23 protein-coding genes and 1 pseudogene are annotated in these 24,613 nt (G+C 68.3%); 13 read left to right on the top strand and 11 right to left on the bottom strand.

The genetic code is table 11. The features are described from left to right. Positions 1-1,048 precede the first annotated feature (1,048 nt). Positions 1,049-1,426: a DUF1844 domain-containing protein gene (locus tag ACFFGN_RS13415; protein ID WP_380047097.1), complete on the bottom strand. Its 378-nt coding sequence runs from the start codon at positions 1,424-1,426 to the stop codon at positions 1,049-1,051. A gap of 343 nt (positions 1,427-1,769) precedes the next feature. Between ACFFGN_RS13415 and infC the strand changes: the two genes are divergently transcribed. From infC to ACFFGN_RS13380, 7 genes are all read left to right on the top strand, one after another. Further along, positions 1,770-2,504: a translation initiation factor IF-3 gene (gene infC, locus ACFFGN_RS13410; RefSeq protein WP_380047095.1), complete on the top strand. Its 735-nt coding sequence runs from the start codon at positions 1,770-1,772 to the stop codon at positions 2,502-2,504. Between the two features lie 69 nt (positions 2,505-2,573). After that, entirely contained in the window at positions 2,574-2,768 is a 195-nt protein-coding gene (gene rpmI / locus ACFFGN_RS13405) for a 50S ribosomal protein L35 (RefSeq protein ID WP_328992202.1), read from the top strand. 76 nt (positions 2,769-2,844) lie between these two features. Continuing rightward, on the top strand, positions 2,845-3,240 hold the full coding sequence (rplT, locus tag ACFFGN_RS13400; RefSeq protein WP_380047093.1) for a 50S ribosomal protein L20: 396 nt from the start codon (positions 2,845-2,847) through the stop codon (positions 3,238-3,240). Positions 3,241-3,274: 34 nt separating this feature from the next. Next, a complete protein-coding gene (locus ACFFGN_RS13395; protein ID WP_380047091.1) occupies positions 3,275-4,099 on the top strand; it encodes a TrmH family RNA methyltransferase in 825 nt (274 codons plus the stop codon). 206 nt (positions 4,100-4,305) lie between these two features. Continuing rightward, on the top strand, positions 4,306-5,415 hold the full coding sequence (gene pheS, locus ACFFGN_RS13390; RefSeq protein ID WP_380047088.1) for a phenylalanine--tRNA ligase subunit alpha: 1,110 nt from the start codon (positions 4,306-4,308) through the stop codon (positions 5,413-5,415). After that, positions 5,415-7,901, top strand: coding sequence for a phenylalanine--tRNA ligase subunit beta (gene pheT, locus ACFFGN_RS13385; RefSeq protein WP_380047086.1), 2,487 nt, complete (start codon positions 5,415-5,417; stop codon positions 7,899-7,901). Before pheS ends, pheT begins: the two co-directional genes overlap by 1 nt. A gap of 7 nt (positions 7,902-7,908) precedes the next feature. Continuing rightward, on the top strand, positions 7,909-9,447 hold the full coding sequence (locus ACFFGN_RS13380) for a gamma-glutamyltransferase (RefSeq protein WP_380047083.1): 1,539 nt from the start codon (positions 7,909-7,911) through the stop codon (positions 9,445-9,447). 57 nt (positions 9,448-9,504) lie between these two features. Here the strand turns inward: ACFFGN_RS13380 and ACFFGN_RS13375 are convergent, their stop codons facing one another. Continuing rightward, positions 9,505-9,822: a hypothetical protein gene (locus ACFFGN_RS13375; RefSeq protein ID WP_380047081.1), complete on the bottom strand. Its 318-nt coding sequence runs from the start codon at positions 9,820-9,822 to the stop codon at positions 9,505-9,507. A 132-nt stretch (positions 9,823-9,954) separates the two neighbouring features. On the opposite strand from ACFFGN_RS13375, the gene ACFFGN_RS13370 reads away from it, so the two are divergent. The 3 genes from ACFFGN_RS13370 to ACFFGN_RS13360 all read left to right on the top strand — a co-directional run bounded on the left by ACFFGN_RS13370 (position 9,955) and on the right by ACFFGN_RS13360 (position 13,409). Beyond that, positions 9,955-10,302, top strand: coding sequence for an STAS domain-containing protein (locus ACFFGN_RS13370; RefSeq protein ID WP_380047079.1), 348 nt, complete (start codon positions 9,955-9,957; stop codon positions 10,300-10,302). Between the two features lie 141 nt (positions 10,303-10,443). Further along, complete coding sequence (locus ACFFGN_RS13365; RefSeq protein ID WP_380047077.1) at positions 10,444-12,432, top strand: ethylmalonyl-CoA mutase; 1,989 nt, start codon at positions 10,444-10,446, stop codon at positions 12,430-12,432. Between the two features lie 62 nt (positions 12,433-12,494). After that, a complete protein-coding gene (locus ACFFGN_RS13360) occupies positions 12,495-13,409 on the top strand; it encodes a cyclase family protein (protein ID WP_380047075.1) in 915 nt (304 codons plus the stop codon). On the opposite strand, the gene ACFFGN_RS13355 is transcribed toward ACFFGN_RS13360, so the two are convergent. Together ACFFGN_RS13355 and ACFFGN_RS13350 are read right to left on the bottom strand one after the other, a co-directional pair. Then, positions 13,403-14,119 carry an isocitrate lyase/PEP mutase family protein gene (locus ACFFGN_RS13355; RefSeq protein WP_380047073.1) on the bottom strand — a complete coding sequence of 239 codons (717 nt, stop codon included), beginning with the start codon at positions 14,117-14,119 and terminating at the stop codon, positions 13,403-13,405. The two genes, ACFFGN_RS13360 and ACFFGN_RS13355, sit on opposite strands and share 7 nt — an antisense overlap. Continuing rightward, the gene (locus ACFFGN_RS13350; protein ID WP_380047071.1) at positions 14,119-14,583 is read right to left on the bottom strand and encodes a carboxymuconolactone decarboxylase family protein; all 465 of its coding nucleotides are present in this window, start codon (positions 14,581-14,583) and stop codon (positions 14,119-14,121) included. The genes ACFFGN_RS13355 and ACFFGN_RS13350 overlap by 1 nt, the downstream gene beginning before the upstream one ends. Before the next feature lie 47 nt (positions 14,584-14,630). Here ACFFGN_RS13350 and pdxR point away from each other — a divergent pair, with 47 nt between their 5' ends. Next, positions 14,631-16,013, top strand: coding sequence for a MocR-like pyridoxine biosynthesis transcription factor PdxR (pdxR, locus tag ACFFGN_RS13345; protein WP_380047069.1), 1,383 nt, complete (start codon positions 14,631-14,633; stop codon positions 16,011-16,013). Here pdxR and ACFFGN_RS13340 read toward each other — a convergent pair. Further along, positions 16,002-17,942: an AfsR/SARP family transcriptional regulator gene (locus tag ACFFGN_RS13340; protein ID WP_380047067.1), complete on the bottom strand. Its 1,941-nt coding sequence runs from the start codon at positions 17,940-17,942 to the stop codon at positions 16,002-16,004. The genes pdxR and ACFFGN_RS13340 overlap by 12 nt on opposite strands. Positions 17,943-18,028: 86 nt before the next feature. On the opposite strand from ACFFGN_RS13340, the gene ACFFGN_RS13335 reads away from it, so the two are divergent. After that, positions 18,029-18,901 carry an alpha/beta fold hydrolase gene (locus ACFFGN_RS13335; protein WP_380047065.1) on the top strand — a complete coding sequence of 291 codons (873 nt, stop codon included), beginning with the start codon at positions 18,029-18,031 and terminating at the stop codon, positions 18,899-18,901. Here ACFFGN_RS13335 and ACFFGN_RS13330 read toward each other — a convergent pair whose 3' ends face one another. From ACFFGN_RS13330 to nucS, 4 genes are all read right to left on the bottom strand, one after another. Then, positions 18,902-19,825 (bottom strand): FAD-dependent oxidoreductase, encoded by a 924-nt coding sequence (locus ACFFGN_RS13330; RefSeq protein ID WP_380047062.1) that lies wholly within the window; start codon positions 19,823-19,825, stop codon positions 18,902-18,904. Between the two features lie 75 nt (positions 19,826-19,900). Then, positions 19,901-21,721 (bottom strand): glutamine--fructose-6-phosphate transaminase (isomerizing), encoded by a 1,821-nt coding sequence (gene glmS, locus ACFFGN_RS13325; protein WP_380047060.1) that lies wholly within the window; start codon positions 21,719-21,721, stop codon positions 19,901-19,903. A gap of 25 nt (positions 21,722-21,746) precedes the next feature. Continuing rightward, positions 21,747-22,025, bottom strand: coding sequence for a hypothetical protein (locus ACFFGN_RS13320; RefSeq protein ID WP_380047058.1), 279 nt, complete (start codon positions 22,023-22,025; stop codon positions 21,747-21,749). Positions 22,026-22,144: 119 nt separating this feature from the next. Then, complete coding sequence (gene nucS / locus ACFFGN_RS13315; RefSeq protein ID WP_380047056.1) at positions 22,145-22,804, bottom strand: endonuclease NucS; 660 nt, start codon at positions 22,802-22,804, stop codon at positions 22,145-22,147. A gap of 72 nt (positions 22,805-22,876) precedes the next feature. Here nucS and ACFFGN_RS13310 point away from each other — a divergent pair, with 72 nt between their 5' ends. Then, the gene (locus tag ACFFGN_RS13310) at positions 22,877-23,599 is read left to right on the top strand and encodes an NUDIX domain-containing protein (RefSeq protein ID WP_380047054.1); all 723 of its coding nucleotides are present in this window, start codon (positions 22,877-22,879) and stop codon (positions 23,597-23,599) included. A gap of 65 nt (positions 23,600-23,664) precedes the next feature. Here the strand turns inward: ACFFGN_RS13310 and ACFFGN_RS13305 are convergent, their stop codons facing one another. Continuing rightward, on the bottom strand, positions 23,665-24,507 hold the full coding sequence (locus tag ACFFGN_RS13305; RefSeq protein WP_380047102.1) for an RCC1 domain-containing protein: 843 nt from the start codon (positions 24,505-24,507) through the stop codon (positions 23,665-23,667). Further along, a pseudogene (locus tag ACFFGN_RS13300) lies at positions 24,490-24,579 on the bottom strand (hypothetical protein); the annotation flags it as partial. The pseudogene ACFFGN_RS13300 and the gene ACFFGN_RS13305, both read right to left, overlap by 18 nt. Between the last annotated feature and the right edge of the window lie 34 nt (positions 24,580-24,613).

Here is a 24,613-nt window from a genome sequence, read left to right as displayed (position 1 = left end):
CCCGGGCCCTACCCCACCACCACCCGAACCCATTCCTCAACAGGCTCTGCAGCCGGGTAGCCGCCCAACAACCCGGCAGCGGCTCCACCAAACCCAGGTAGCCGCGCAAAACCCCGGCACCGGACCACCCAGCCCATACCGCCGAGGCGGCGGCATCGTGCGGCCGTGAACCCGTCCCGCCGGTTTGAGCGAACCCTGGCAGTGGCTGGCCACTCGGAGCGTGGGTTACCACCCCGGATTCCCAGGTGGTAACCCACCACCCCAGTGGCCAGCCACTCCGACGGCGGCCTTCGCGGCACCCCGGGCCCAGACCGCGTCCGCGCAGGCGAATCGCGACGGCTATGTCGAGGGTCGACGTGTGAAATCGGGGGTCGACCCGTCAGATCTCGGCGGTCGACCCCCCACTTGGCAGGCCGACCCGCGAACCTTGCGGGCGATTGCCCACCTGACGCAACCGCCTCGGTCGACCGGTCGGGCCTTCATGGGCCGGCCCGACGGGACCGCATCGGCCAACCACCGGCGGCTCCTCCGCATGCCGCGTAGCCGGTGGCTTCTCGGTATGCCCGCCTAGCCGGTGGCTTCTCGGTATGCCCGTGTCACCGAAGGCCCCACGGCATGCCCGCACAACCGGCCATACCCCACCCGTCCCCCTGATAGCCCGCTGCACTTGGTGGACCCGGGCCGGGTCAAGGGCGCGCATGCGTCGCCGGCAGGCGATCTCGACCCTTGACGCGGCCCGGGTTCACCTGACAATTCGCAAGACTCAGGGGGACGGGTGAACCACGCGAAGGCGTTCCGGCTTTGGTGTTTCCGTGGCAGAAGTAGGCGACGATTCGCCCGAATTCGCCCGCCTACGTCGGCGACCACAGCGGGCCGCCGTACGGAGGGGCGAGCAAATACAGACCAATCGACGCACCGCCGTGACATCCCGCCACCGTTGGTACGCCGTGGCAGCTCGCCGTCGTTCCAGCGCCGTGACGTCCCGCCGCGGCGGGACGGAGCCGTACGCGACTGCGGGCGGGGCAGGGGCGTATGCGAAGGGGAGGGGTTAGCGCTTCGGGGAGGGGTGTACGGCGCCGGTGTACTTTTCGCCCGGTCCCTGTCCCGGTTCGTCCGGGATTACCGAGGCTTCGCGGAAAGCGAGCTGCAAAGACTTGAGGCCGTCGCGGAGAGGGGCGGCGTGGTGGTGGCCGAGGGAGGGGACCGAGGCGTCGAGGAGGCCGGCGAGGGCGTGGATGAGGGAGCGCGCCTCGTCGAGGTCTTTGTGTTCGGGCAGGTCTTCGGCCAGGCCCAGGTTGACCGCGGCCGCGCTCATCAGGTGCAGCGCGGCGGTGGAGATGATCTCGACGCTCGGTACCTCGGCGATGTCGCGCGATACGGTGGACAAGGCGTCGGGGGTCGCCGAAGTGGTGGCAGGGTCGGTCATGCTGCTACTCTTGCATGGCGACCGACCAGGTCGGCTGGTGCCCCCTGTGGTTCTCCCGCTTCGGCGGAGGAACAAACAGGGCTCCTAAGCTGTTCTGGTCACAAGCGGAGGGCCACCTCCCACCCGCATCGGCAAACCGATCGAGAGATCAACAAGTCGTCGGGTCCCGGTCACACCGGCTTCGGTCCGGCCTGCGCGAGCAGTCGGGGCGGGAAGCCGGAGATTTGCGTTTCGCCCGCAGTGGGTGAGAAGCGGTCGATCTGGGAATTGGGCCTTCGTGTGGACGCACGAGGGCCTTTTTGTTCGCCAGCACTGTGCAACAGCGCGAACAAGGGGTACGAGTGTGGTCACGAGGTGGCTGGAACACACGGACAACCCAGGAGGACCCATCACCACTGAACTGCGCGTCAATGAGCGCATCCGCGTTCCCGAGGTGCGGCTGGTCGGCCCCAACGGTGAGCAGGTAGGCATCGTTCGGATCGAGGACGCACTTCGGCTGGCACAGGAAGCCGATCTCGACCTGGTCGAGGTCGCGGCCACGGCCCGTCCGCCGGTCTGCAAGCTGATGGATTTCGGCAAGTACAAGTACGAGACCGCGCAGAAGGCTCGTGAGTCCCGCCGGAACCAGACCAACACGGTCATCAAAGAGATGAAGCTTCGGCCGAAGATCGACCCGCACGACTACGAGACCAAAAAGGGTCACGTCGTTCGGTTCCTTCGTGCCGGCGACAAGGTCAAGATCACGATCATGTTCCGTGGTCGCGAGCAGTCCCGTCCCGAGCTCGGGTTCCGGTTGCTGCAGCGCCTCGCCGAAGACGTGAGCGAGCTCGGTTTCGTCGAGTCCTCGCCGCGTCAGGACGGCCGCAACATGATCATGGTTCTCGGCCCGCACAAGAAGAAGTCCGAAGCGCGCGTCGACGTCGAGGCCGAGAAGGCCAAGAAGGTCGCCGAGCGTGAGGCCGAGCTGGAAGCCGAGCGGCTGCAGCGGGCCGAGCAGGTCCAGCAGCACGAGGCCGAGGTGGCCGCAGGTCACACCAAGAAGCCCAAGGGCCCGGCCGACAACCTCGATCCGGAGTGACCGGCTCCGGCCGCGAGGCCGGAGCATCACCCGTAACGAGATCAACGAGAAAACGGAGAAACGGCCACCATGCCGAAGATGAAGACCCACTCGGGGATGAAGAAGCGCGTCAAGGTCACGGGGAAGGGCAAGCTTCGCCGGGAGCAGACCAACCGTCGCCACCTGCTCGAGCACAAGTCGAGCCGCCGCACCCGTCGTCTTGACGGTGAGGTCGACGTGGCGAAGTCCCACATCAAGAAGGTCAAGAAGCTCCTCGGCATCTGAGCCGAGCCTTCCTCCCACGCACATCCCCGCCGGTGGCCACCTTCCTCCGGCGCAGAAATACAAGGAGTAACACCTCATGGCACGCGTGAAGCGGGCAGTCAACGCCCACAAGAAGCGCCGCGTCGTACTCGAGCAGGCCAAGGGTTACCGCGGCCAGCGCTCGCGCCTGTACCGCAAGGCGAAGGAGCAGGTCACCCACTCGCTCGTTTACGCCTACCGCGACCGTCGCGCGCGCAAGGGCGACTTCCGTCGGCTCTGGATCCAGCGCATCAACGCCGCTGCTCGTGCCAACGGCCTGACCTACAACCGCCTCATCCAGGGTCTCCGCCTGGCCGAGGTCGAGGTCGACCGCAAGATCCTGGCCGACCTGGCCGTCAACGACGCCGCCGCGTTCGCGCAGCTGGTCGAGCTGGCCAAGGCCGCGCTGCCCAAGGACGACGCGTCGGCCAAGTCCGGCGAAGCCGCTGCCTGAGCAACGCCCCGGCATCAGTAGCAGTTCGACGCAAGTGGCGAGCCCGGTTCTGCTGACCGCACAATCCGCGCGGATCAAGCAGGCCCGAAGGCTCGCCACTCGTGCGTTCCGGCGCAAGAGCGGCCGCTTCCTGGTCGAGGGCCCACAGGCCGTCCGGGAGGCGCTGGAGCAGGCCGACCTCGTGATCGAGGTGTACGCCGAACCAAGCGTGGCCGAGCGTCATCGTGATCTGCGGGATCTCGCCCGCAATCGCGGCGTGAACTGGTACGACGTCGACCGGGCCGGCGCCGAGGCCCTCAGCGAGACCGTCACGTCACAAGGCGTGGTCGCCATCTGCGGCCTCATCGACGTACCGCTGGAGCAGGCGGTATCCGCCCAGGCGAAGCTGATCTCGGTCGGCGTGCAGGTCCGTGACCCGGGCAACGTCGGCACGCTGATCCGGTGTTCCGACGCGGCCGGGGCTGACGCGGTCGTGCTGTCGCGGGAGTCGGTCGATCCGCACAATCCGAAGGCCGTTCGCGCCAGCGTGGGCAGCATCTTCCACCTGCCGATCACCCTCGAAGCAGATATCGAGGCGGTCGCGCGGACCTGGCGGGAGCAGGGCATTCAGGTGCTCGCGGCCGACGGGTACGGCGACACCGATCTCGACGAGTGCATCGACAACGGCACGCTGGAGAAGCCGACGGCCTGGCTGTTCGGCAACGAGGCGCATGGCCTGCCCGACGGCATCAACGCGATCGCGGATTCCTCGGTCAAGGTGCCGATCTACGGCCGGGCCGAGAGCCTCAACCTGGCCACGGCGGCGGCGGTCTGTCTCTACGCGTCGGCCCGCGCGCAGCGCCGTACGAGCAGTTCCTAGTGGTCTGTGGTGGGGGTGGCTTGGCGTTTGCGGCGCCCAGGCACGCACCTCACAGCACTGGCGAATCATCCACGATGCGCCGCATCGAGGACGCTCCGCCAGCACTGTGATGCACGCACCTGGGCGCCGCAACCACTCAAGCCACCCCCACCACAGACCACTAGACTTGCCCCCGTTCCACCCAAAATTTGATGGAAGGCCTGTGCATGTCCGGTCCCAATACGAACTATGACCCGGTCGAGGTCACGCCGTTGCACGCGGACGAGATCGAGCGGACCAAGGACGAGGCGCTCGAGGCGATTGCCGCCGCCGCGGATCTCGCCGCGCTGCAGGAGGTCAAGCTCGCGCACCTGAGCGACCGGTCGCCGATCGCGCTGGCCAATCGCGAGATCGGCTCGCTGCCGCCGCAGGCCCGTAAGGAGGCCGGCCAGCGGATCGGGACCGCCCGCAAGGCGATCAACGAGGCCTTCGCCGCTCGCCAGCTGGTGCTCGAGGCCGAGCACGAGGAGCGCATGCTCGCCACCGAGCGGGTCGACGTGACCCTGCCGTGGCACACCCCGCAGCTGGGCGCGCGCCACCCGCTGTCGCTGATCTCGGAGCAGGTCGCGGACGTCTTCGCCGCGCTCGGCTGGGACGTCGCCGAAGGGCCCGAGGTCGAGGCCGAGTGGCTGAACTTCGACGCGCTCAACTTCCAGCCGGACCACCCGGCGCGGCAGATGCAGGACACGTTCTTCATCGAGCCGGCCGGTTCCGGCACGTTGCTGCGCACGCACACTTCGCCGGTGCAGGCGCGCTCGATGCTGACCCGTAAGCCGCCGATCTACGTGATCTGCCCGGGCCGGGTCTTCCGGACCGACGAGCTGGACGCGACGCACACGCCGGTCTTCCACCAGGTCGAGGGCCTGGTCGTGGACGAGGGCATCACGCTCGCGCACCTCAAGGGCACCCTGGACCACTTCGTCACCGCGATGTTCGGCGAGGGTCTGGAGGCGCGGATCCGGCCGAACTACTTCCCGTTCACCGAGCCGTCGGCCGAGGTCGATCTCAAGTGCTTCGTCTGCCGGGGCGACTCGGTTGGCAATCCGGACCGCCCGTGCCGTACCTGTGGCAGCGAGGGCTGGATCGAGTGGGGCGGCTGCGGTGTGGTGAACCCGCGCGTGCTGCAGGCCTGCGGTATCGACACCGACCGGTACTCGGGCTTCGCGTTCGGAATGGGCCTGGAGCGGACGCTGATGTTCCGCAACGGGGTCGAGGACATGCGGGACATGGTCGAGGGTGACGTGCGGTTCAGCCGCCAGTTCGGGATGGAGATCTGATGCGGGTCCCACTGTCATGGCTTCGCGAGTACGTCGACCTGCCGGCGGGCGTGACCGGCCGCGAGGTCGCCGAGTTGCTGGTTCGGGCCGGCCTGGAGGTCGAGACCGTCGACGAGGGTGGCGCCGGCCTGACCGGTCCGCTGGTCGTCGGCCGGGTGCTCACGTTCGAGCCCGAGCCGCAGAAGAACGGCAAGGTGATTCGCTGGTGCTCGCTGGACGTCGGCAACGACGAACCCCAGTGGGTCGTCTGTGGCGCGAGCAATTTCGGGGTCGGTGACCTGGTTGTCGTGGTCCTGCCGGGCGCCGTACTGCCGGGTGGTTTCGCGATCTCCGCCCGCAAGACGTACGGCCATGTTTCGAACGGCATGATCTGCTCGACGGCCGAACTCGGCATCGGGGACGACGGCAAGGGCGGCATCCTCGTGCTCGGCGCCGACGAGGCCAAGCCGGGCGACGACGCGATCGAGCTGCTCCAGCTCCGCGAGGACGTGCTCGACATCGCCGTCACGCCCGACCGCGGGTACTGCCTGTCGATCCGGGGCGTGGCCCGCGAGGCCGCCACGGCGTACGGCGTACCGCTGAAGGACCCGGCCGCGCTGGAGCTCACCGGCGCCGGCAAGGGTGGTTACCCGGTCGAGGTCGAGGACGCTCAGGCCAATCCGGTGTTCGTGACTCGCACGGTGACCGGCATCGACCCGACGGCGCCGTCCCCGCGTTGGCTGCAGCAGCGGCTCGCGTTGGCCGGGATGCGCTCGATCTCGATCGGCGTCGACATCACCAACTACGTGATGCTCGAACTCGGACAGCCGATTCACGGTTACGACAAGGCCCGCCTGGCCGGCGACATCGTCGTACGACGGGCGATCGCGGGCGAGAAGCTGGTCACCCTGGACGACCAGACGCGCGAGCTGGACCCCGAGGACCTGCTGATCACCGACGACTCCGGCCCGATCGGTATCGCCGGCGTGATGGGTGGCGCGTCCACCGAGATCTCCGCGTCGACCACCGACGTGGTGATCGAGGCGGCGCACTTCGACGCGATCACGATCGCCCGTTCCAGCCGTCGTCACAAGCTGTCCTCGGAGGCCTCGCGCCGGTTCGAGCGTGGCGTCGACCCGGCCCTGCCGCGGTACGCCGCGCAGCGCGTCGCGGACCTGCTCGCCGAGCTGGCGGGTGGCACGATCACGCCGGACGAGACGATCATCGGCGAACCGGCCGTCGCCGAACCGGTGACGATCCCGGTCTCGCATGCCGCGAAGGTCGCGGGCGCGCCGATCTCCGACGCGGACGCGGTGTCCTTCCTCGAGGCCGTCGGCTGCAAGGTTGAGGCCGCCGGTACGGACCTGACCATCACCGCGCCGAGCTGGCGTCCGGATCTACGCGACCCCAACGATTTCGCCGAAGAGGTCATCCGGCTCTACGGCTACGACAACGTGCCGTCGGTACTGCCGCCCGCGCCGGGTGGTCAGGGCCTGACCGGGTCCCAGCGCCGGCGCCGCCGGATCGCGACGGCCCTGGTCGGCGCGGGTCTCACCGAGGTCGTGGCCTACCCGTTCGTGGGCGAGGCCGACTTCGACGCGCTCGGGCTGCCCGCCGATGACGAGCGCCGTACGACGGTCCGGCTGGCGAATCCGCTGTCCGACGAAGAGCCGTCGATGCAGACCACCTTGCTGCCGGGCCTGCTCCGGACGGCCGAGCGCAACGTCGGCCGCGGTACGACGGACCTCGCGCTGTTCCAGACCAGCCTGGTGTTCCTGCCAAAGGCCACCGACATGGCCGTGGCGGCTCCGCTGCCTTCGGTGGCGCAGCGGCCGAGCGACGAGGAACTGCTTGCGCTCGACGCGGCGCTGCCGCACCAGCCGTTGCACCTGGGCGTGGTCCTGACCGGCGCTCGCGTTCCGGCCGGGTGGTGGGGCAAGGCCCTGCCGGTCAGCTGGACCGACGCGGTTCAGGTCGCGCGCACGGTGGCCCTGGCCGTCGGCGTCGAGCCCGTACTGCGGAACGCCGAGCGCGCGCCGTGGCACCCAGGCCGGTGCGCCGAGGTGTCCGTGGGCGACACGGTCATCGGCTACGCGGGCGAGTTGCACCCGAAGGTCTGCAAGGCGTTCGGCCTGCCGGCGCGCTCCGGGGCGGTAGAGCTGAACCTGGACGCCCTGATCGAGGCCGCTCCGGCTTCGGTGACGGCCGAGCCCTTCTCGTCGTACCCGGTGGCCAAGGAGGACGTGGCCCTGATCGTGCCGGCCGAGACCGCCGCGGACGACGTCAAGGCCGCGCTGGTCGAGGGCGCGGGCGACCTGCTGGAGGCGATCCGCCTCTTCGACGTGTACACCGGTGAGCAGATCGGTGAGGGCAAGAAGTCGCTGGCCTTCGCGCTGCGCTTCCGCGCGGCCGACCGTACGCTCACCGAGACCGAGGTGGCGGAGGCCCGGCAGGCGGCGGTGCAGGTGGCGGTCAGCCGCTTCGGCGCCGTCCAGCGCGTCGGGTGATCCGGTCGTGACCAGTCCCCGCGTCGCGGTCGCCGCCCCGAACCTGGCGGCGGCCGAGGCCGGGGTACGCCTCGCGGCCGAAGGCGGTAACGCGGTCGACGCCGCACTCGCCGCCACGCTGGTGATGATGGTCAACGAGATCGGCGTGGTCTCACCCGCCGCGGGTGGTTTCGTCACCGTGCAGCCGCCGGGCGGTGATCCCGTCACGATCGACGGCTGGGTCGAGATGCCCGGCCGGGGCCTACCGCCCGAGCGGTTCGGTAGAGGCGTCTGGGATGTCACTACCGAGTACGGCGGCGGTACGACGACCACGATCGGCCACGGGGCCGTAGCCACCCCGGGCGCTCTCAAGGCGCTCGACCTGGCTCACCAGCGGTACGGGCGTGCACCGTGGCGTGAAGTCGTCCAGCCCGCGGTGGACCTCGCCCGCGCCGGGTTCCCGCTAGGGCCGACTTCGGCGTACTACTTCGGCTATACGCACGAGATCATCTTCGGCTGGCATGAGCCGAGCCACGCCGTCGTACATGACAAGACGGGCGCGGTCATCGTTGCCGGCTCGACGGTGGTCATCCCGCATCTGGCCGACTCGCTGGAACTCATCGGCGAAGTCGGCGCATCCGCCATGTACACGGGCGACCTGGCCAAGCTGATCGCGGACGACATGACCGCCCGGGAGGGCATCCTCACCCGCGAGGACCTCGCGGCGTACCAGGCAGTGGTCCGGCCCGCCCTGACCGTCGAACAGAACGGCTGGCGCCTCGCGACGAACCCGCCGCCTGCCGTTGGTGGCGTGGCCGTCGCGGCGATGTTGGCCTTGCTGGACGGCGTACCGGCCGCGGGTGGCTGGACGACCGACGAGCTGTGCCGCCTGGTCGACGTACAACATGCAGTGCTGGGACAACGTCTGGCCGAGCTGGATGCCGAGGACGAGCGTTTGCTTGCCGGGCGCAACGTTCTCGAACTGGCGTCGGCGGGTGATCTGCGCGCGCTCGGATCTCCAAGTACGGCGACGGTTTCGGTGGTCGACGACGGTGGCGACGCGTGTGCCGTCACGGTGTCGTCCGGGTACGGCTCGGGCGCGATGACCCCTGGCACGGGGATCTGGCTCAACAACGCGCTGGGGGAGCAGGAACTACTCGCGGGCGGGGTACACAGTCTGCCGCCCGGGACGCGGTTGACGTCGAATATGGCGCCTAGCGTGGCCCGGCGCTCTCGGGATGGCGCCGTACTGGCGATCGGGTCGCCCGGCTCGGACCGGATTCCGACGGCTCTGGCGCAAACGTACGCGCTGTTCGTCCATGGCGGGTTGCCGCTGCGCGAAGCGGTCGAACACCCTAGGCTGCATGTCCGCGTCCGCGACGACATCACCGTGGACCACGAGGCGGACCTGGCTCTACCGCCACTGGACCTCCCGACCCGGTCCATGCCGCCGCACTCGATGTACTTCGGCGGAGTAGCCGCCGCCCTCTGGGAACCAGCAACCGGCCTAACCGTCGCAGGCGACCCTCGCCGCACCGGAGCCGTAGCCATCTCCCCAGCCGTCTGACCCGCCGGAACCCATGCGGCCGCCGCCCACGAGTGGGCGCGTTTGAACCTTAAAGGTTCAACTTTTCAAGACTTCGCGGGCGGAGAGTTCGTCGACGGGCCAGACGTAGATGGTCCAGCCGTCGTGGGTTCGGGCTGCGGTGGCACGGATTTGCTGGGCGGTCAGCAGTTCAACCAGCTTGCGCGCTTCGGCGTACGAGGTGGCGGTATGCACATCGATGAGCAGTCCGAAGGTGTCGCGCGGCGCGGGAGTGGCATCGATGCGCCGCACCAGGGAGCCCTTGCCAGGCGAGAAGGCCCAGCGCAGCAACAGCACCATCGCGCCGATGAAGGCGAGCGCCAGCACCGGAAAGACGAAGTAGTCGTTCGCGGTCACAGTTCCATTGTCTCCGAAAAAAGATTGCCGTAAGCCCTTGGCAACCTCCCGGGTCGCCAACGAGTCTTTACGGACACAAGGACGCTGCAGTGCGATTCACTCGGGGGTCGCAGGAAGAGCGGAGGGCATGGCATGGCTGTCATCGACCACACGCCAGGCATAGATCACGAGCCCGAATACGAAGAAAACGTTGTGCGGCTGGCCGGCTTGCTGGATGTCCGGTCCGTCGGAGATGTCCGGCAGGAGTTGAACGATCTGATCGACTCGTCCGACGGTGACGTGATCGTCGACCTGGCCGCTCTGGACGCGCTCGACGCGACCGGTCTCGGCCTGCTCGTCGCCATGCATCGCCGGACCGAACGCATGGGCCGGCATCTGGTCCTGCGACATCCCCTTCCACCGGTGGTGCGGATCTTGGCCGTGACCAGGCTCTCCCGCATCCTGCACGTTGAGCGGACGGTACTGCCACTGACCGCCTGACCGCGGTTGGCTGCTGAGCGCGGGTCACCGGCGGCCCGGCCAAAGGGCGGCTGTGACCTACGGCGGTTGTGATCTAAGCCGCTGGTGACACCGGTCACGAGCAGCGGACTCACGAGTGCACACGGTCCTACTCTCGGGTACATGAGCGAGTCGCCGAAGAGGGACCGGCCGTGGGTGATGCGCACGTACGCGGGGCATTCGTCCGCCGCTGAGTCCAACACGTTGTTCCGCCGCAACCTGGCCAAGGGCCAGACCGGGCTCTCGGTCGCGTTCGACCTGCCCACCCAGACCGGGTACGACGCGGACCATCCGCTGGCCAAGGGTGAGGTCGGCAAGGTCGGCGTACCGGTGGCCCATCTGGGTGACGTGCGCGCGCTGTTCGACCAGATCCCGCTGGCGCAGATGAACACGTCGATGACGATCAACGCCACCGCGATGTGGCTGCTCGCGCTCTACCAGGTCGCCGCGCAGGAACAGGGCGCGATGCCGGACGAGCTGACCGGGACCACCCAGAACGACATCGTCAAGGAGTACCTGTCCCGCGGCACGTACGCCTTCCCGCCCGACGCGTCTCTCCGGCTGAGCACCGACCTGATCGCGTACACGGTCTCGAACGTGCCGAAGTGGAACCCGATCAACATCTGCAGCTACCACCTGCAGGAGGCCGGCGCCACGCCCGTGCAGGAGCTGGCTTTCGCGATGTCGACGGCGATCGCCGTACTGGACCGGGTTCGCGATGGCGGGCAGGTTCCGCCGGAGCGGTTCGCCGATGTGGTTCAGCGCATCTCGTTCTTCGTGAACGCGGGCGTGCGGTTCATCGAGGAGACCTGCAAGATGCGGGCGTTCGTCCGGCTCTGGGACGACGTCTGCCTCAACCGGTACGGCGTGACCGACGCGAAGGCCCGTCGTCTCCGGTACGGCGTACAGGTCAACTCGCTCGGCCTCACCGAGGCGCAGCCGGAGAACAACGTGCAGCGCATCGTGCTCGAGATGCTCGGCGTGACGCTGTCCAAGAACGCCCGGGCGCGTGCGGTCCAGCTGCCCGCCTGGAACGAGGCCCTGGGCCTGCCGCGGCCGTGGGACCAGCAGTGGTCCCTGCGGATGCAGCAGGTGCTGGCGTTCGAGTCCGACCTGCTGGAGTACGACGACATCTTCGACGGGTCGCACGTGATCGAGGCGAAGGTCGACGAGTTGGTCGCGGGTGCGCGCGAGGAGATCGACCGGGTCCAGGCGATGGGTGGCGCGGTGGCCGCGGTCGAGTCGGGCTATCTGAAGCAGGCGCTGGTCGCGTCGCACGCGGATCGTCGCCGGCGGATCGAGTCGGGCGAGCAGATCGTGGTGGGTGTCAACGCGTACGAGAACACCGAGCCGTCGCCGTTGACCGAGGACCTGGACGCGGCGATTCAAACGGTGGACCCGGCTGCGGAGAGCGCGGCGCTGGCCTCGCTGGAGTCCTGGCGGGCGACCCGCGACGCCGAGGCGGTCGAGGCCGCGCTGGACGGACTGCGTGAAGTTGCCAAGGGCAACGAAAACCTGATGCCGGCGACGCTGCGGTGCGTTCGCGCGGGTGTGACCACGGGGGAGTGGTCCGGGGTTCTCCGTGAGGTCTTCGGGGAGTACCGCGCGCCGACCGGCGTATCCGGGTCCGTCGGCGTGACGGGCGGAGGTGAGGCGATCGCGGCCGTACGGGCCAAGGTGGCGGCGACGTCGGACGAACTGGGCGGACGCCTTCGTTTCCTGGTGGGCAAACCCGGTCTGGATGGCCACTCGAACGGCGCCGAGCAGGTCGCGGTACGGGCCCGGGACGTCGGTTTCGAGGTGGTCTACCAGGGGATTCGCCTAACCCCCGAGCAGATCGTCGCGGCCGCGGTAGCCGAGGACGTGCACTGCGTCGGCCTGTCGATCCTGTCCGGCTCCCACATGGAGCTGGTACCGCAGGTGGTGGAAGGCCTCCGCAAAGCCGGCCTCGAAGACGTCCCGGTAGTCGTCGGCGGAATCGTGCCCGACGCCGATGCCCGCGCCCTGAAGGCCGCCGGGGTAGCCGCCGTCTACACCCCCAAGGACTACGACATGACCAGCATGATGGACCACATGGTCACCGTAATCCGCCAAGCCAACAACCTCCCCTAGCCTTCTTGTCTTGCGAGGTGGTACCGGCCACCCGGCGGTAAAGGCGTAGGTGAGGATGAGGGATGACTACGTATCGCGCGAGGTTTGATGGTGGGGTGGGGTTCACCAATGGGGGTGGGCTTCAGGTTCAGGGCTTTCTGGTGGATGTGCCTTCGGCCGAGGTGACGGTCGAGCAGGTGGGGGAGTTGTTCCTCGCGTCGTTGGGGTTGTTGATGGCGGGTGAAGTGACCATCAGCAACCTGGAGATCGTCGAGGCGCCGCACAAGGGCACCCGGGGCGGCCCGGCCGCTGAAGCTGGTGAGACCGGCCAAGGCCCAGGGCGGTTTGTGGAGTTGAGTCATGTGATTCGCGACGGGATGATCACCCTGCCGAATCTGCCTGGGCCTCGCTTCGGCAAGCACCTCACGCGCGAGGACTCGCGGGGGATCTACGCGCCCGGCACGGAGTTCGAGATCGGTGAGTTCACCATGGTGACGAACACCGGCACCTACATGGACAGCCCGTATCACCGCTATCCCGACGGCCACGACCTCACCGGCTTCCAGCTCGAACGGACCGTGGACGTCCCCGCGGTAGTGGTTCGCCTCGACGACAGCGCGAAGCTGGGGATCGACGCCGCCGCGCTCGCGACGTACGACGTACAGGGCAAGGCGGTCCTGCTGCAGACGGGGGACGACGCCCGGTTCGGGACGCCCGCGTACGTTGAGAACGCGCATTTCCTCACCGAGGATGGCGCCGAGTGGCTGATTCGGAACGGCGCGGTGCTGGTCGGAATCGACGCGGCCAATATCGACGACATGACCGACGGGACCAGGCCCGCGCACAGCCTGCTGCTCGGTGCGGATATCGCGATCGTGGAGCACCTCACCAACCTCGGCGCCGTGCCGGTGAGCGGTGCCACCTTCACCGCGGCGGCACCGCTCGTGGAAGGCCTCGGGACCTTCCCGGTCCGGGCTTTCGCGCGAACCGCTTACTGAAGGTTGGCGAGCAAGGTCCGGAAGGCGTTGGTCATCTCGTGGTGTAGTGACGCTCCGAAGGAGATGCGTTGCGCGCCGAGGGCGGCCAACTCGGCGGCGGTAGGCCCGTTCGCACGGGCGTGCGCATTGACCGGGCCGCCGATTCCCTTCACCAGCAGGGGAATCGTGTCCACTGGTGCCGCGATCGGGTAGACGCAGTCCACGCCCGCGCGGCGGTAGAGGCGGCCACGGGCGATGGCCGCTTCCACGTCATTGCTCCCGGCAATGAATATGTCGACACGGCCATTGATCACCAGATCGGCACCGGCCGCCGCGCGAACATCCGCCAGGTACGCCGCCTGCTGTTCGGGGTCGACCAGTTCGCCCGTCGCGGGCCGGGAGTCCTCCAGGTTGCACCCGACCGCCCCGGCTTCGAGGAGGCGTTCGGCCAGCTCGGCCGGGGCGAGTCCGTAGCCTGCCTCGATGTCCGCTGTGACCGGGAGGTCAACCACGCGGGCGATCCGGGCGATCGCCGCGAACATCTCCACGGGCGGGGTCTGCTCGCCGTCGTCGTATCCGTTCGCCCGGGCCATCGCCGCGCTGCTGGTCGCGATGGCGGGATAGCCGGCCTCCGCGACGGCGCGGGCGCTGACGGCGTCCCAGACGTTCGGCAGGATCAGCGGTCCGGGCCCATGGTGGAGGGCCCGGAACCGCTGCGACAGTTCGCTCATCAGCTCGGCGTGTAGTGGCCGGGCTCGAGCCGGTTCGAGACGCCGATCCGGTTCCAGGCGTTGATCGTCGTGATCAGCGCGATGAGCTGGGCGAGCTCCTGGTCCTCGAACGCCTTGGCCGCGATCTCGTAAACCTCGTCGGAGACGTGGCCGACGCTGAGCACGGTCATCGCTTCGGTGAGTTCGAGCGCGGCCTGCTCCCGCTCGCTGAAAAGGTTCCGGGCCTCGCGCCAGACAGGCAGCAGGTAGAGCCGCTGCGGGTTCTCGTTCAGGTGTACGGCGTCGAGGCTGTGCATGTCGACGCAGTAGGAGCATCCGTTGATCTGCGAGGCCCGGACTCGTACGAGGTGCGCGAGGCCCTCGTCGAGGCCGGTCGCCGATACGGCGTCGAGCTTGATCATGGCTTGGTAGAACTCGGGGGTGAGTTTGGCGGTCTTGACTCGCCGATTCGAAGAAGTGGTCACATCAACAACGGTAGAACCGAAGTAGCCCAGGTGTATGGTCCACTTTCATGGAAGATGCGCGGGCCAATTCCGTCGGAGCCGACCTGCATCTCGACCTGGCCGGTGGTCGTGGCCGCGCGGACCTGGTCGAGGCGCTGCACGACTCGATCCGCTCCGGGCGGTTGCTCCCGGGGACGCGTCTGCCGTCGTCACGTTCGCTCGCGAAGGACCTCGGGATCGCCCGAAACACCGTCGCGGACGCGTACGGCCAACTCGTGGCCGAAGGATGGCTGGTGGCCCGGCAGGGCTCGGGGACCGAGGTGGCCCATCGTGAGGCGCCACTCGCCGCGACGCCCGTGAAGCAGCCTGAGCAACGGGTCTACCGGTACGACCTGGCGCCGGGTAGTCCCGACGTTTCCACCTTCCCACGGACCGAATGGCTCGCCGCCGCGCGGAAGGCCCTGACCGCTGCACCGCACGAGGCCTTCGGTTACAGCGATCCGCGCGGGCGGATCGAGCTGCGCCGGGCGCTGGCCGACTACCTCGCCCGAGCCCGCGGCGTACGGGCTGATCCCGAACGGATCGTGATCGTCTCCGGCTACGTGCAAGCCCTCTCGTTGTTGAGTGAGGTGCTGTACGCCGATGGCGCTCGGACGCTATCCGTCGAGGAGTACGGGTATGACCTGCACTGGGACGTGGCCCGGTCTCGAGGGCTTGAGGTGGTTCCCGTGCCGGTGGACCACCTAGGCGCGCGGACGGATCTACTCACGGGCCAGGCGGCTCTGATGACCCCGGCCCACCAGATGCCTCTCGGCGTACCACTAGCGCCTGAACGTCGTACTGCGGCGGTGGAGTGGGCCCGCGAGACGGGAAGCCTTTTGATCGAGGACGACTACGACGGGGAGTTCCGGTACGACCGCCAGCCCGTCGGCGCCTTGCAAGCCCTAGCCCCTGAACGCGTGGCCTACGTCGGTACGTCGAGCAAGAGCCTCGCGCCGGGTCTACGCCTCGCGTGGATGGTAGTTCCGCAACGGCTGCTAGAGCCCGTACTGGCGGCTAAGCGCACGGCGGATCTCCTAACCGCCACGCTCGACCAGTTGATCTTGGCCGAGTTCATCACCTCGGCCCACTATGACCGGCACGTACGCCGTTGCCGGCTGCACTACCGGCGCAGGCGGGATCGCCTGGTTGAGCTCCTTGAAGTACGCGCGCCGGGTGTAACCGTCGCAGGCATCTCGGCGGGCCTGCACGTATTGCTAGACGTGCAAGGTGATGCCCAGGACATGGTCGACCGGGCGGCTCGTCAGGGCCTGGCGGTGGCCTCGCTCGACCGCTACCGGTTCACACCGGGACGAGGTGAGCGTCAGGCCCTGGTTGTCGGTTACGGCACTCCACCCGACCACGCGTACTCCGGCGCTCTGGACCTGCTCTGCCAAGTTCTAGCCGTCTAGGTAGCGTGCGACCGGCCCAAGCGTTAGTAGCCCGCTGGCAGCTCCGGCGAGCTCGCCAGCCGCAGGATCGAGTACAGCCCGGGCGCGCGCCAGCACGGCTTGATCGCTTAAGTCCGCGGCGGCGCGGGCGATCAGACACCACGAGGCCTCCAGCAGCAGATCGCGAGGTGGTTCGGGAACCGCTCGCAACGCGGCCGATGCCTCTTCGCGGCGGCCCTCGGCCAGTAGTACCAGCGGCCTGACCCAAGGCTCGTAAGGCCCCCAGTCCTCGTCGGTCGGGATAGGCAGGTCGTACTGCAAGCGCAAGCACAGCAGGGCAAGCGGTAGTAGGCCCCGCTCAAGCCCGGGCATCCCGGCGCCGTCCAGTCTTTGTGCCGCAGCGCGGTAGGCCGTCTCTACCTCGTCCACCGGCGCGTTGCCCGTCGCTGCTAGTCGCAAAGCCCGGTACCACTGGGTGAATACTCCAACCAGGGGGAGCTCGTGCCGCTCTGCAAGGTCGTCTGCGGCTTCTGCCTGCTTGTCGGCTTCTGTGAAGTTCCCGAGCGCACTAAGTGCCTGAAGCCGAACGAGATGACCAAGCACGGCCGAGCCGACTAGGCCGTACTTGGTCGCCAGAGAGATCAGTTCCGCGCCGATCTCGTCTCGGCGCGCAGCGAGGCCTGCACGCTGGAAGCTCTGCATGAACACGCCATTGAGCGCGAAACACAGCAGAGCCGGATCATCCAGCCGCCGAGCGATCTCCTCGGCCTGCCGCGCCGCCTCAGGTCCCCGCTGCAACGATGGTTCACGCTGCAGCGTCGTCCCCCGAGACTCAAGGGCGATTGTGGCCAGCAAGCGAGCTCTAGCCGCCTCATGACCTTCCTGCGGCAAGAGCCGCAACGTGCGCTCAGCGGTGGCTACAACCTGCCTTGCATGCTCTTCGTCGTCCGAGCGAGTCCAGATGGCCGGAACGTCATACGCCCCAATGATCCGCGCAGTCAGCTCTGGATCGCCAAGCTCTTCCGCGGCAGTAATAGCCGCTAGACGATGCTGCCGAGCCGCCTGGAGACCACCGCCGCCTGTCACCGCCAGATTGCGTAGTAAGCCCACAGTCGACTCCAGCCGGGCCCGAGCGCTAGAGGCCACCGTGCGGTCGTACGCCGCGGTCGCGTCGGCCCAAACCCGGTCAGCCGCCGGCGTCGGGTCGAGCCCAGGAGCGTGGTTGAGGATGTCCGCCTCCACCCGCCTCAACGCAGGGCCAGGGTCAACGCCCAGCTGCTCGACCAGCAAGGTCCGGGCCCGTCGCAGAACTGCAAGGGCATCACCTTGGCGCCCCGCCTGGTACAACGCGAGGGCGAGCAGACGCCAACCGTCCTCCCGCCACGGATGTTCGGTCACATGAGCGTCCAGATCCGGTATCGCGGCTGCCGCGGAGACCGTCGACAACCGGGCCTCGGCCAGGCGTTCGACGGCGTGCAACCGCAACTCCGCCAGGCGCGACCGCTCCGCATGGGCCCAGGTCTCGTCGGTGAACTCGGCATAGGCAGGTCCACGCCAAAGCGCCAGCGCCTCTTCCAAGTCAGCCGCCGTCGCCGCCGAATTCGCCACAGCCCGCTCGAACCGCCAGGCGTCCACGGCGTCCGGCTCGACTCTCAAGGCATAACCAGGGCCTTCGGTAACCAGCAGCCTGGGCGGCGTACGCGCTGGACGATCGGGTTCGATCGCGCGGCGCAGCGCGGCCACGAACGTGCGCACGGCGCTAACCGCCCCCGCGGGCGGATCCAGCCAGAGGTCGTCGACCAGCAGCCCGATCGGTACGACGCGACCGCGGGCCACGATCAGCCGAGCCAGTACGGCGCGATGGCGCGGGCCCTTGAGCGCGATGGGTGCACCCGCCTCGTCCCAGGCCGTCACCGGCCCCAGCACCCCGAACCCGACCTGCACGCCCATAGTGGCGCCACGCTATCGCTCATCGAATGCTCATCCGCGCCCGGCAGGCTGCGGTTATCGCAATTTCGACCGAAGGATGTGCACCAATGACCGCAACAATTCCCGGCTTCGAGTATCGCCGGGTGCCCGTCGCCGACGGGGTTTCGCTCAACGTGGCGATCGGTGGCAGCGGTAGCCCGATCGTGCTGCTGCACGGTTTTCCGCAGACCCACCTGATGTGGCGGCACGTCGCGGCCGACCTCGCCGCCGATCACACCGTCCTCTGCCCGGATCTGCGCGGCTATGGCGACAGCGACAAGCCTGCGGAGACCGATGGCAGCACCTATTCCAAACGCACCATGGCCGCGGACATCGTCGAACTGGCCCGGCTGCTGGGCCACGAGCGGTTCGCCCTGGCCGGGCATGACCGGGGAGCGCTCGTCGCCTTCCGGGCCGGCCTCGATCATCCCGAGGCGATCACCGGGCTGGCCTGTCTCGACGTACTGCCGACGCTCGACATGTGGAACGTCATGCACGGCACTACCGCGGCGATCGGGTTCCACCTGTACCTGATGGCCCAGCCGCCGGAACTGCCTGAGCGTATGATCGCCGCGACGCCGGACGAGTTCTTCGGGCACTTCCTCGACATCTGGACGAACGACCCGCAGGCGATCCCGGCCGACGTGCGCGCCGCCTACCTGGAGGCCTGCCGAAACGCCGTACCGTCGATCGTTGCCGACTACCGCGCGTCCGCGGGGATCGACGTCGACCACGATCAGCTGGATCTTGCCGAGGGCAACAAGCTGCGGATGCCGGTCACGGTGTTGCAGCAGGATTGGGGCGCGGCGCTCGGTTTCGACGCGGCGGCGCGGTGGGGTGCCTGGGCGCCGGAGCTACGCCACAGCACGGTCGGCTACGGGCACTTCATGGCCGAAGAAGCCCCCGCCGACATCGCGAAGCACCTCCGCGGGCTGAACTGATCAGCCGTTGTTGATGAGGGCGACGACCTCGTCGGCACAGCCCCACGAGACGGTGACGCCCGCGCCGCCGTGGCCGTAGCAGTGAATGACCTGCTGGGAGCCGATCAGCTCGCTGTCGCAGCGGATGGACGGCCGTGCAGGGCGAAGGCCCACCTTGTGGCGAAGCACTTCCGCCTTGCGCAGCGCCGGGACCAGCTCGATCGCCCGTTCCAGCATGGCCTTGGCGACGGTTTCGTCCGGGGCCATGGTCCAGTCGCCCGGCTCCGACGTACCGCCGATGACAACGTCTTGTGAACGCGGTACGACGTAGACCAGTTCGCTGGGGGAGTGGTTGGCGATCAGCCACTCGCTCAGGCCGGTCTGGGCGACAGTAAGGGTTTGCCCGCGCACCGGCGTCACGGTCTGATCGTTGGCGGTCAGCCGTGCGCCGAGGCCCGCGCAGTTGACGACCACCTCGGCGTGGGTGGGCAGGCCGGGCAGCGCCGCGCGGCTGATCGTGCCGCCGGCGGCGTCGAGGCGCTTGCTCAGGTAGGCCAGGTAGAGCGGCATCTCGATCACCGGCGTGGTGAAGGACCACCCGTCGCGGAAGCCCTCGGGCAGACTGCCGACGCGTTCGACATCGGGCACGTCCTTGATCCACCAGGGATTGGTTCGTGGTTCGACGAGCAACTCGCGGCCGTGCCGGAGCCGGACCGACGGCTCGGTCTCGGCCAGCGCCACGAACTGCTGGTACGACGCACGCGACCAGCGGGCGACGAGGTCCTGCGGCGCGGCCAGGTACGGGTACCAAAGCGCGGCGGCGACAGCGGAGGTCGTCTCGAGCGGAAGATCCCGCGCCAGTACGGCGACCTCGTGCCCGCTTTCGGCCAGCCGGACCGCGGCCGTCAAACCGATGACGCCCGCGCCCACCACGATGATCCGCATGCGCCCATTGTTACCCGCCGCAACGAAAGCGAACACCAGCGCAGCCGAAACCGGCTGCGCTGGTGTCCGGAAGTACTACTCGACGGTGACGGACTTCGCCAGGTTGCGCGGCTTGTCCACGTCGTGGCCGAGCGCGACTGACGCGTGGTACGCGAGCAGCTGCAGCGGGATCGTCAGCAGGATCGGGTCCAGCTCGGGCTCGTTCTTCGGCACGGTGATGACCGCGGCGGCGCCGTCCGGAACCTCGACGCCCGGGTGGGTGACGACGTACAGCGGGCCGGAGCGGGCCGCGATCTCGTGCAGGGCGCCGATGTTGCGGTCGAGCAGCTCGTCATCCGGCACGATCGCCACGGTCGGCACCTCGGGCGAGATGAGCGCCAGCGGACCGTGCTTCAGCTCGGAGGTCTGGTAGGCCTCCGCGTGCCGGTACGAGATCTCCTTCAGCTTCTGCGCGCCTTCGCGGGCGACCGGGTAACCCCGGGTACGGCCGACGAAGAACAGGCTCTCGGCCTTGGACAGCCGGCCGGCGATCTCGGCCAGCTCGGTCTCCTGAGCGACGATGGCCTCGATCTGCGCGGGCAGTTTCTTCAGGCCCTCGATCAGGCGGCGCCCGTCGGCGGGGGACACGTCCCGGATCCGGCCGAGGTGGATGCCCAGCATCGCGAACGCCACGGCCATGTTGGTGAGCGCCTTGGTGGACGCGACCGACACCTCCGGACCGGCGTGCAGGTAAACACCACCGTCGACCTCGCGGGCGATGCTCGAACCCACGGCGTTGACCAAACCGATCACCCGGCCACCCTTGCGCTTGAGCTCCTGGACGGCCACCAGCGTGTCCAGGGTCTCGCCCGACTGGCTCACCGCGACGTACAGGGTGTCGCGCTCGACCACCGGATTGCGGTAGCGGAACTCCGAGGCGGGCTCGGCATCGGCGGGGATGCGGGCCACCTCTTCGATGAACTGCGCGCCGAGCTGGCCCGCGTAGTACGCCGAGCCGCAGCCGAGGATCTTGACCCGGCGGATCTCGCGCGCCTCGCGGGCATCCATGTTCAGGCCGCCCAGGTGCACGGTGTGGAAGCGCTCGTCCAGCCGGCCGCGCAGCACTCGCTGCACCGACTCGGGCTGCTCGTGGATCTCCTTGACCATGAAGTGCTCGTGCTCGCCGCGCTGGTAGTCCTCGTCGGACCACTCGACGGTCTCGGCCGACTTCGTGGTGGCACGGGAGTCGCTCGTGAAGGTGCGGTAGCCGTCCGCGCGTACGGTGGCCAGCTCGCCGTCGTCCAGGTGCACGACCTGGCGGGTGTAGCGGACCAGCGCGGAGGCGTCGCTGGCGATGTGCATCTCGCCGTCGCCGATACCGAGAATGATCGGGCTGCCGTTACGCGCGACCACGATCCGGTCCGGGTGGGCCAGGTCGATCACCGCGATGCCGTAGGTACCGTCGATCCGGGTCAGCGCCTGCAGCACCTTCGCCTCGAGCGTGTCGCCCTCGGCCTGGCAGATCAGGTGAGCCAGCACCTCGGTGTCGGTCTCGGAGCGCAGCTTGACGCCGGCCTCCTCGAGCGAGGCGCGCAGGAAGGCCGCGTTGTCGATGATGCCGTTGTGCACCACCGCGATGGTCTCGTCCTCGCTGGCGTGCGGGTGGGCGTTGTCCTTGGTCGGGCCGCCGTGCGTGGCCCAGCGGGTGTGACCGATACCGATCTTGCCGCCGAAGCGCTTGGGCAGCGAGGCCTCCAGCTCGCGCACCCGGCCCGCGTCCTTGTGCACCTTGATCTCGCTGCTGCCGACGATGGCGATACCGGCCGAGTCATAGCCGCGGTACTCCAGCCGGGCCAGGCCGTCCACCAGGATCGGCGCGGCCGGCTTGGTGCCGACATACCCCACGATTCCGCACATACGTATTCCCCTCTGCTGGCTGAACTCAGCCGTAGACGATGCGTCGCAACTGCCGAGCGGAAAGCTCGGGGGAGCGAACCGGCCACTGCCGAAGCTCCGCGGCGACCCGGGCGAAGATCTCGTCGTTGCGCACGCCGTACACCTGCAACTCGGCATGGCGGCGCCGGACGTAGTCCTCGGTGGTCTCGGTGAAGTAGGCCAGTACGTCGGCGACTACGCGGCGCGCGTCGTCCGGCGACAGCCCGGTGGTGCGGCTGACCTGCTCGACGAGGTCGTCGGCAGGAACCAGCACCCCTTCACTCACGGGCCCCACTGTGCAGGGAATCCGGCCGATTCGGCAACAATCTGCCCGATTTCGGGCAAATCTGCGGCCTTGCATAGAGCAAGCGGGTCGTTACGTCCAGTTCGACCAGGTGAAGTGACTCAGAACAGCCGGAGAACGTCTGACTCCATGCCGCGCAGCAGGTCGTAGTCGACCGTGACGCACTCCAGCCCGCGGTCCGCCGCGAGGAACTGGGCCTGCGGCTTGATCAGCTGGGCCGCGAAGATCCCGCGCACCGGCGCCAGCAGCGGGTCGCGGTTCAGCAGCTCGACGTACCTCGTCAGCTGCTCGACACCATCGATCTCGCCGCGCCGCTTGATCTCGACCGCCACGTGCTTGCCGTCGGCGTCGCGGCAGAGCAGATCCACCGGCCCGATCGCCGTCGGGTACTCCCGCCGCACCAGGGTGAACCCCTCGCCGAAGGTGGTCACGTGCTCGGCGAGCAGCTCCTGCAGATGGGCCTCGACGCCGTCCTTGATCAGGCCGGGGTCCAGTCCCAGTTCGTACGCCGAGTCGCTGATCACCTCTTCGATGGTGATGCGCAGTTCCTCGCCGGCCTTGTTCACCACCTTCCACTGGCCCTCCTCCTCGGAGAGCGTGCAAGGCGGCGACATCCAGTTCAGCGGCTTGTACGAGCCACCGTCGGCGTGGATCAGCACGGACCCGTCCGCCTTCACCATCAAAAGCCGGGGCGCCATCGGAAGATGGGCGGTCAGCCGGCCGGAGTAGTCCACAGAACAACGAGCAATCACCAAGCGCACGACGAAGACCGTAGTCCACCCGTCCACCCCACCACCTACCGCCGTGCCGTACGGCGGTGAGAGGGTGCCGGGATGAGCCTGCATTGCCCGACGACGTTGCTCGTGCTCAGCCCGGGTTCGATCCCGCCGGCCGAGCGCAGGATCGCGCGGGTCTACGCGGCGGATCCCGGTGCGGACGTCGGCGCGGATCTCGGTGCGGGTTTCGATCCGGACTTGGTCGCCGACCTCCACCGCGGCGAAACCGTCGTACTGCTGGCCAACAGCTTCCTCGGCATCCCCGCGCCCGCCGAGTTCGAACACGACGGCGCCGGCTGGCTCCACGTCCACCCGGCCCGTACCCCGGTCCGGGCCGGGGTGTTGCTGTTGTCGGATCAGGGCGTCGCCGCGATCGAGCGCATCCGTGACGGCCTGCGCTACCACGTACTGCCCGGCGGCCGGCTCGATCCAGGCGAGACCTCTGCGCAGGCCGCCGTACGGGAGGCTCGGGAGGAACTAGGCGTCGAAGTACGGCTTGTAGGCCGTATAGCCGAGGTAATTGCCCGCGACGGTCTGCAGCACTACTACGCCGCCGAACTGGTCTCAGGCGTCTTCGGCACCGGCGACGGCGAAGAGATGAACCACCCGCCCGACTCGCCCCACGGCACCTACAGAGCCGTCTGGCTCCCCACGGACCAACTAGTCGCCGCCAACCTCAAACCCCCAGCAATAGCCGCCGCCCTCCAGACCACCGGCCACCCCCAAGTCACCGCCTGGCTAGCCCACCCCCTCCAAGTAGACGAAACGACCCAGCCGTGACGCTCAAGCCGTCTCTGGAGTCGTGCTCGACTGCGAGGGCGGGCTCTGCGTCGAGACGGAGCCGGTCAATGTTCGAAGTCGGCTGCACGGATGCCCGAACCCGACTGCACAGGTGGTGCTGGGTGGGCCTCGGGGCGTACTTCTGACCAGTTGCTGACGTTGCACTGGCCATCGGTGTTGTTTCCGGTGCTGATGACAGTGCCGTCGGCGCGGAGGCCAAGGGTGTGAGTGGAGCCGGCCGCCACGGCCACGATGTCGGTCCAGGTGTCGACGTCGCACTGTCCGTGGCTGTTGTCTCCGATCGCAAGAACTCTTCCTGCTGCGGTGACTCCAACGCTGTGATAGCTGCCGGCAGCCAGCGACACCACGTGTTCCCAGTCGTTGACGTCGCAGGATCCGTTGGACCGGTCTCCGGTGGCAAGGACTCGGCCGTCGGCTCGAAGGGCGAGTGTGTGCAGGTACCCGGCGGCGACGGCGATGACATCGTTCCAGTTGCCGACGTCGCATTGTCCCCGGCGGTTGTTGCCGACCGCCGATGCCGTGCCGTCCGCGCTGACTCCGACCGAATGCCAGTCGCCGCACGAGATAGCGACGATGTCTCGCCAGGACTCCGCAGCGCACTGGCCTTCGGATGCTCGCCCGGTGGCGATGACGGTGCCGTCCGCGCGGATTCCGAGCGTACGGCGCCAGCCCGCTGCGACTGTGGTGACGTCACGCCACGTGGCTACCTCGCATTGGCCGTCGCTGTTCCACCCTGTCGCCAACACGGTGCCGTCGCTGCGCAGTCCGACCGTATGGGAGCGTCCGGTGTTGTTTGCGGTGTGGACGTTTCCTGCGGCTACGGCAACTACGTTCTCCCACTGCTCAACGCGGCATTCGCCGGATCTGTTGTCTCCAACGGCCAGCACACTGCCGTCTTGACGGCGACCGACTGAGTGTCGTCTCCCCGCGGCCAGGCCGGAGTTGATTCGGATGTTCATCTGCTGATCCGCCCGTCGAGCTCTAGTGTCCTGA

The sequence above is a fragment of the Kribbella deserti genome (assembly GCF_042434725.1).
GTDB classification, from domain to species: Bacteria; Actinomycetota; Actinomycetes; order Propionibacteriales; family Kribbellaceae; genus Kribbella; species Kribbella deserti.
The sequence above is the reverse complement of the archived record's forward strand: the minus strand, read 5'-3'. Positions and strand labels throughout refer to the sequence as shown.

Bases quoted from the DNA above. Each gene is read 5' to 3' on its own strand.
- glmS (WP_380047060.1), bottom strand. From the start codon at position 21,721: ATGTGCGGAATCGTGGGGTATGTCGGCACCAAGCCGGCCGCGCCGATC.
- ACFFGN_RS13365 (WP_380047077.1), top strand. From the start codon at position 10,444: ATGAGCGAGTCGCCGAAGAGGGACCGGCCGTGGGTGATGCGCACGTAC.
- ACFFGN_RS13415 (WP_380047097.1), bottom strand. From the start codon at position 1,426: ATGACCGACCCTGCCACCACTTCGGCGACCCCCGACGCCTTGTCCACC.
- rplT (WP_380047093.1), top strand. From the start codon at position 2,845: ATGGCACGCGTGAAGCGGGCAGTCAACGCCCACAAGAAGCGCCGCGTC.
- ACFFGN_RS13370 (WP_380047079.1), top strand. From the start codon at position 9,955: ATGGCTGTCATCGACCACACGCCAGGCATAGATCACGAGCCCGAATAC.
- pheS (WP_380047088.1), top strand. From the start codon at position 4,306: ATGTCCGGTCCCAATACGAACTATGACCCGGTCGAGGTCACGCCGTTG.
- ACFFGN_RS13310 (WP_380047054.1), top strand. From the start codon at position 22,877: ATGAGCCTGCATTGCCCGACGACGTTGCTCGTGCTCAGCCCGGGTTCG.
- ACFFGN_RS13330 (WP_380047062.1), bottom strand. From the start codon at position 19,825: ATGCGGATCATCGTGGTGGGCGCGGGCGTCATCGGTTTGACGGCCGCG.
- pheT (WP_380047086.1), top strand. From the start codon at position 5,415: ATGCGGGTCCCACTGTCATGGCTTCGCGAGTACGTCGACCTGCCGGCG.
- ACFFGN_RS13360 (WP_380047075.1), top strand. From the start codon at position 12,495: ATGACTACGTATCGCGCGAGGTTTGATGGTGGGGTGGGGTTCACCAAT.
- rpmI (WP_328992202.1), top strand. From the start codon at position 2,574: ATGCCGAAGATGAAGACCCACTCGGGGATGAAGAAGCGCGTCAAGGTC.
- ACFFGN_RS13340 (WP_380047067.1), bottom strand. From the start codon at position 17,942: ATGGGCGTGCAGGTCGGGTTCGGGGTGCTGGGGCCGGTGACGGCCTGG.
- ACFFGN_RS13335 (WP_380047065.1), top strand. From the start codon at position 18,029: ATGACCGCAACAATTCCCGGCTTCGAGTATCGCCGGGTGCCCGTCGCC.
- ACFFGN_RS13355 (WP_380047073.1), bottom strand. From the start codon at position 14,119: ATGAGCGAACTGTCGCAGCGGTTCCGGGCCCTCCACCATGGGCCCGGA.
- pdxR (WP_380047069.1), top strand. From the start codon at position 14,631: ATGGAAGATGCGCGGGCCAATTCCGTCGGAGCCGACCTGCATCTCGAC.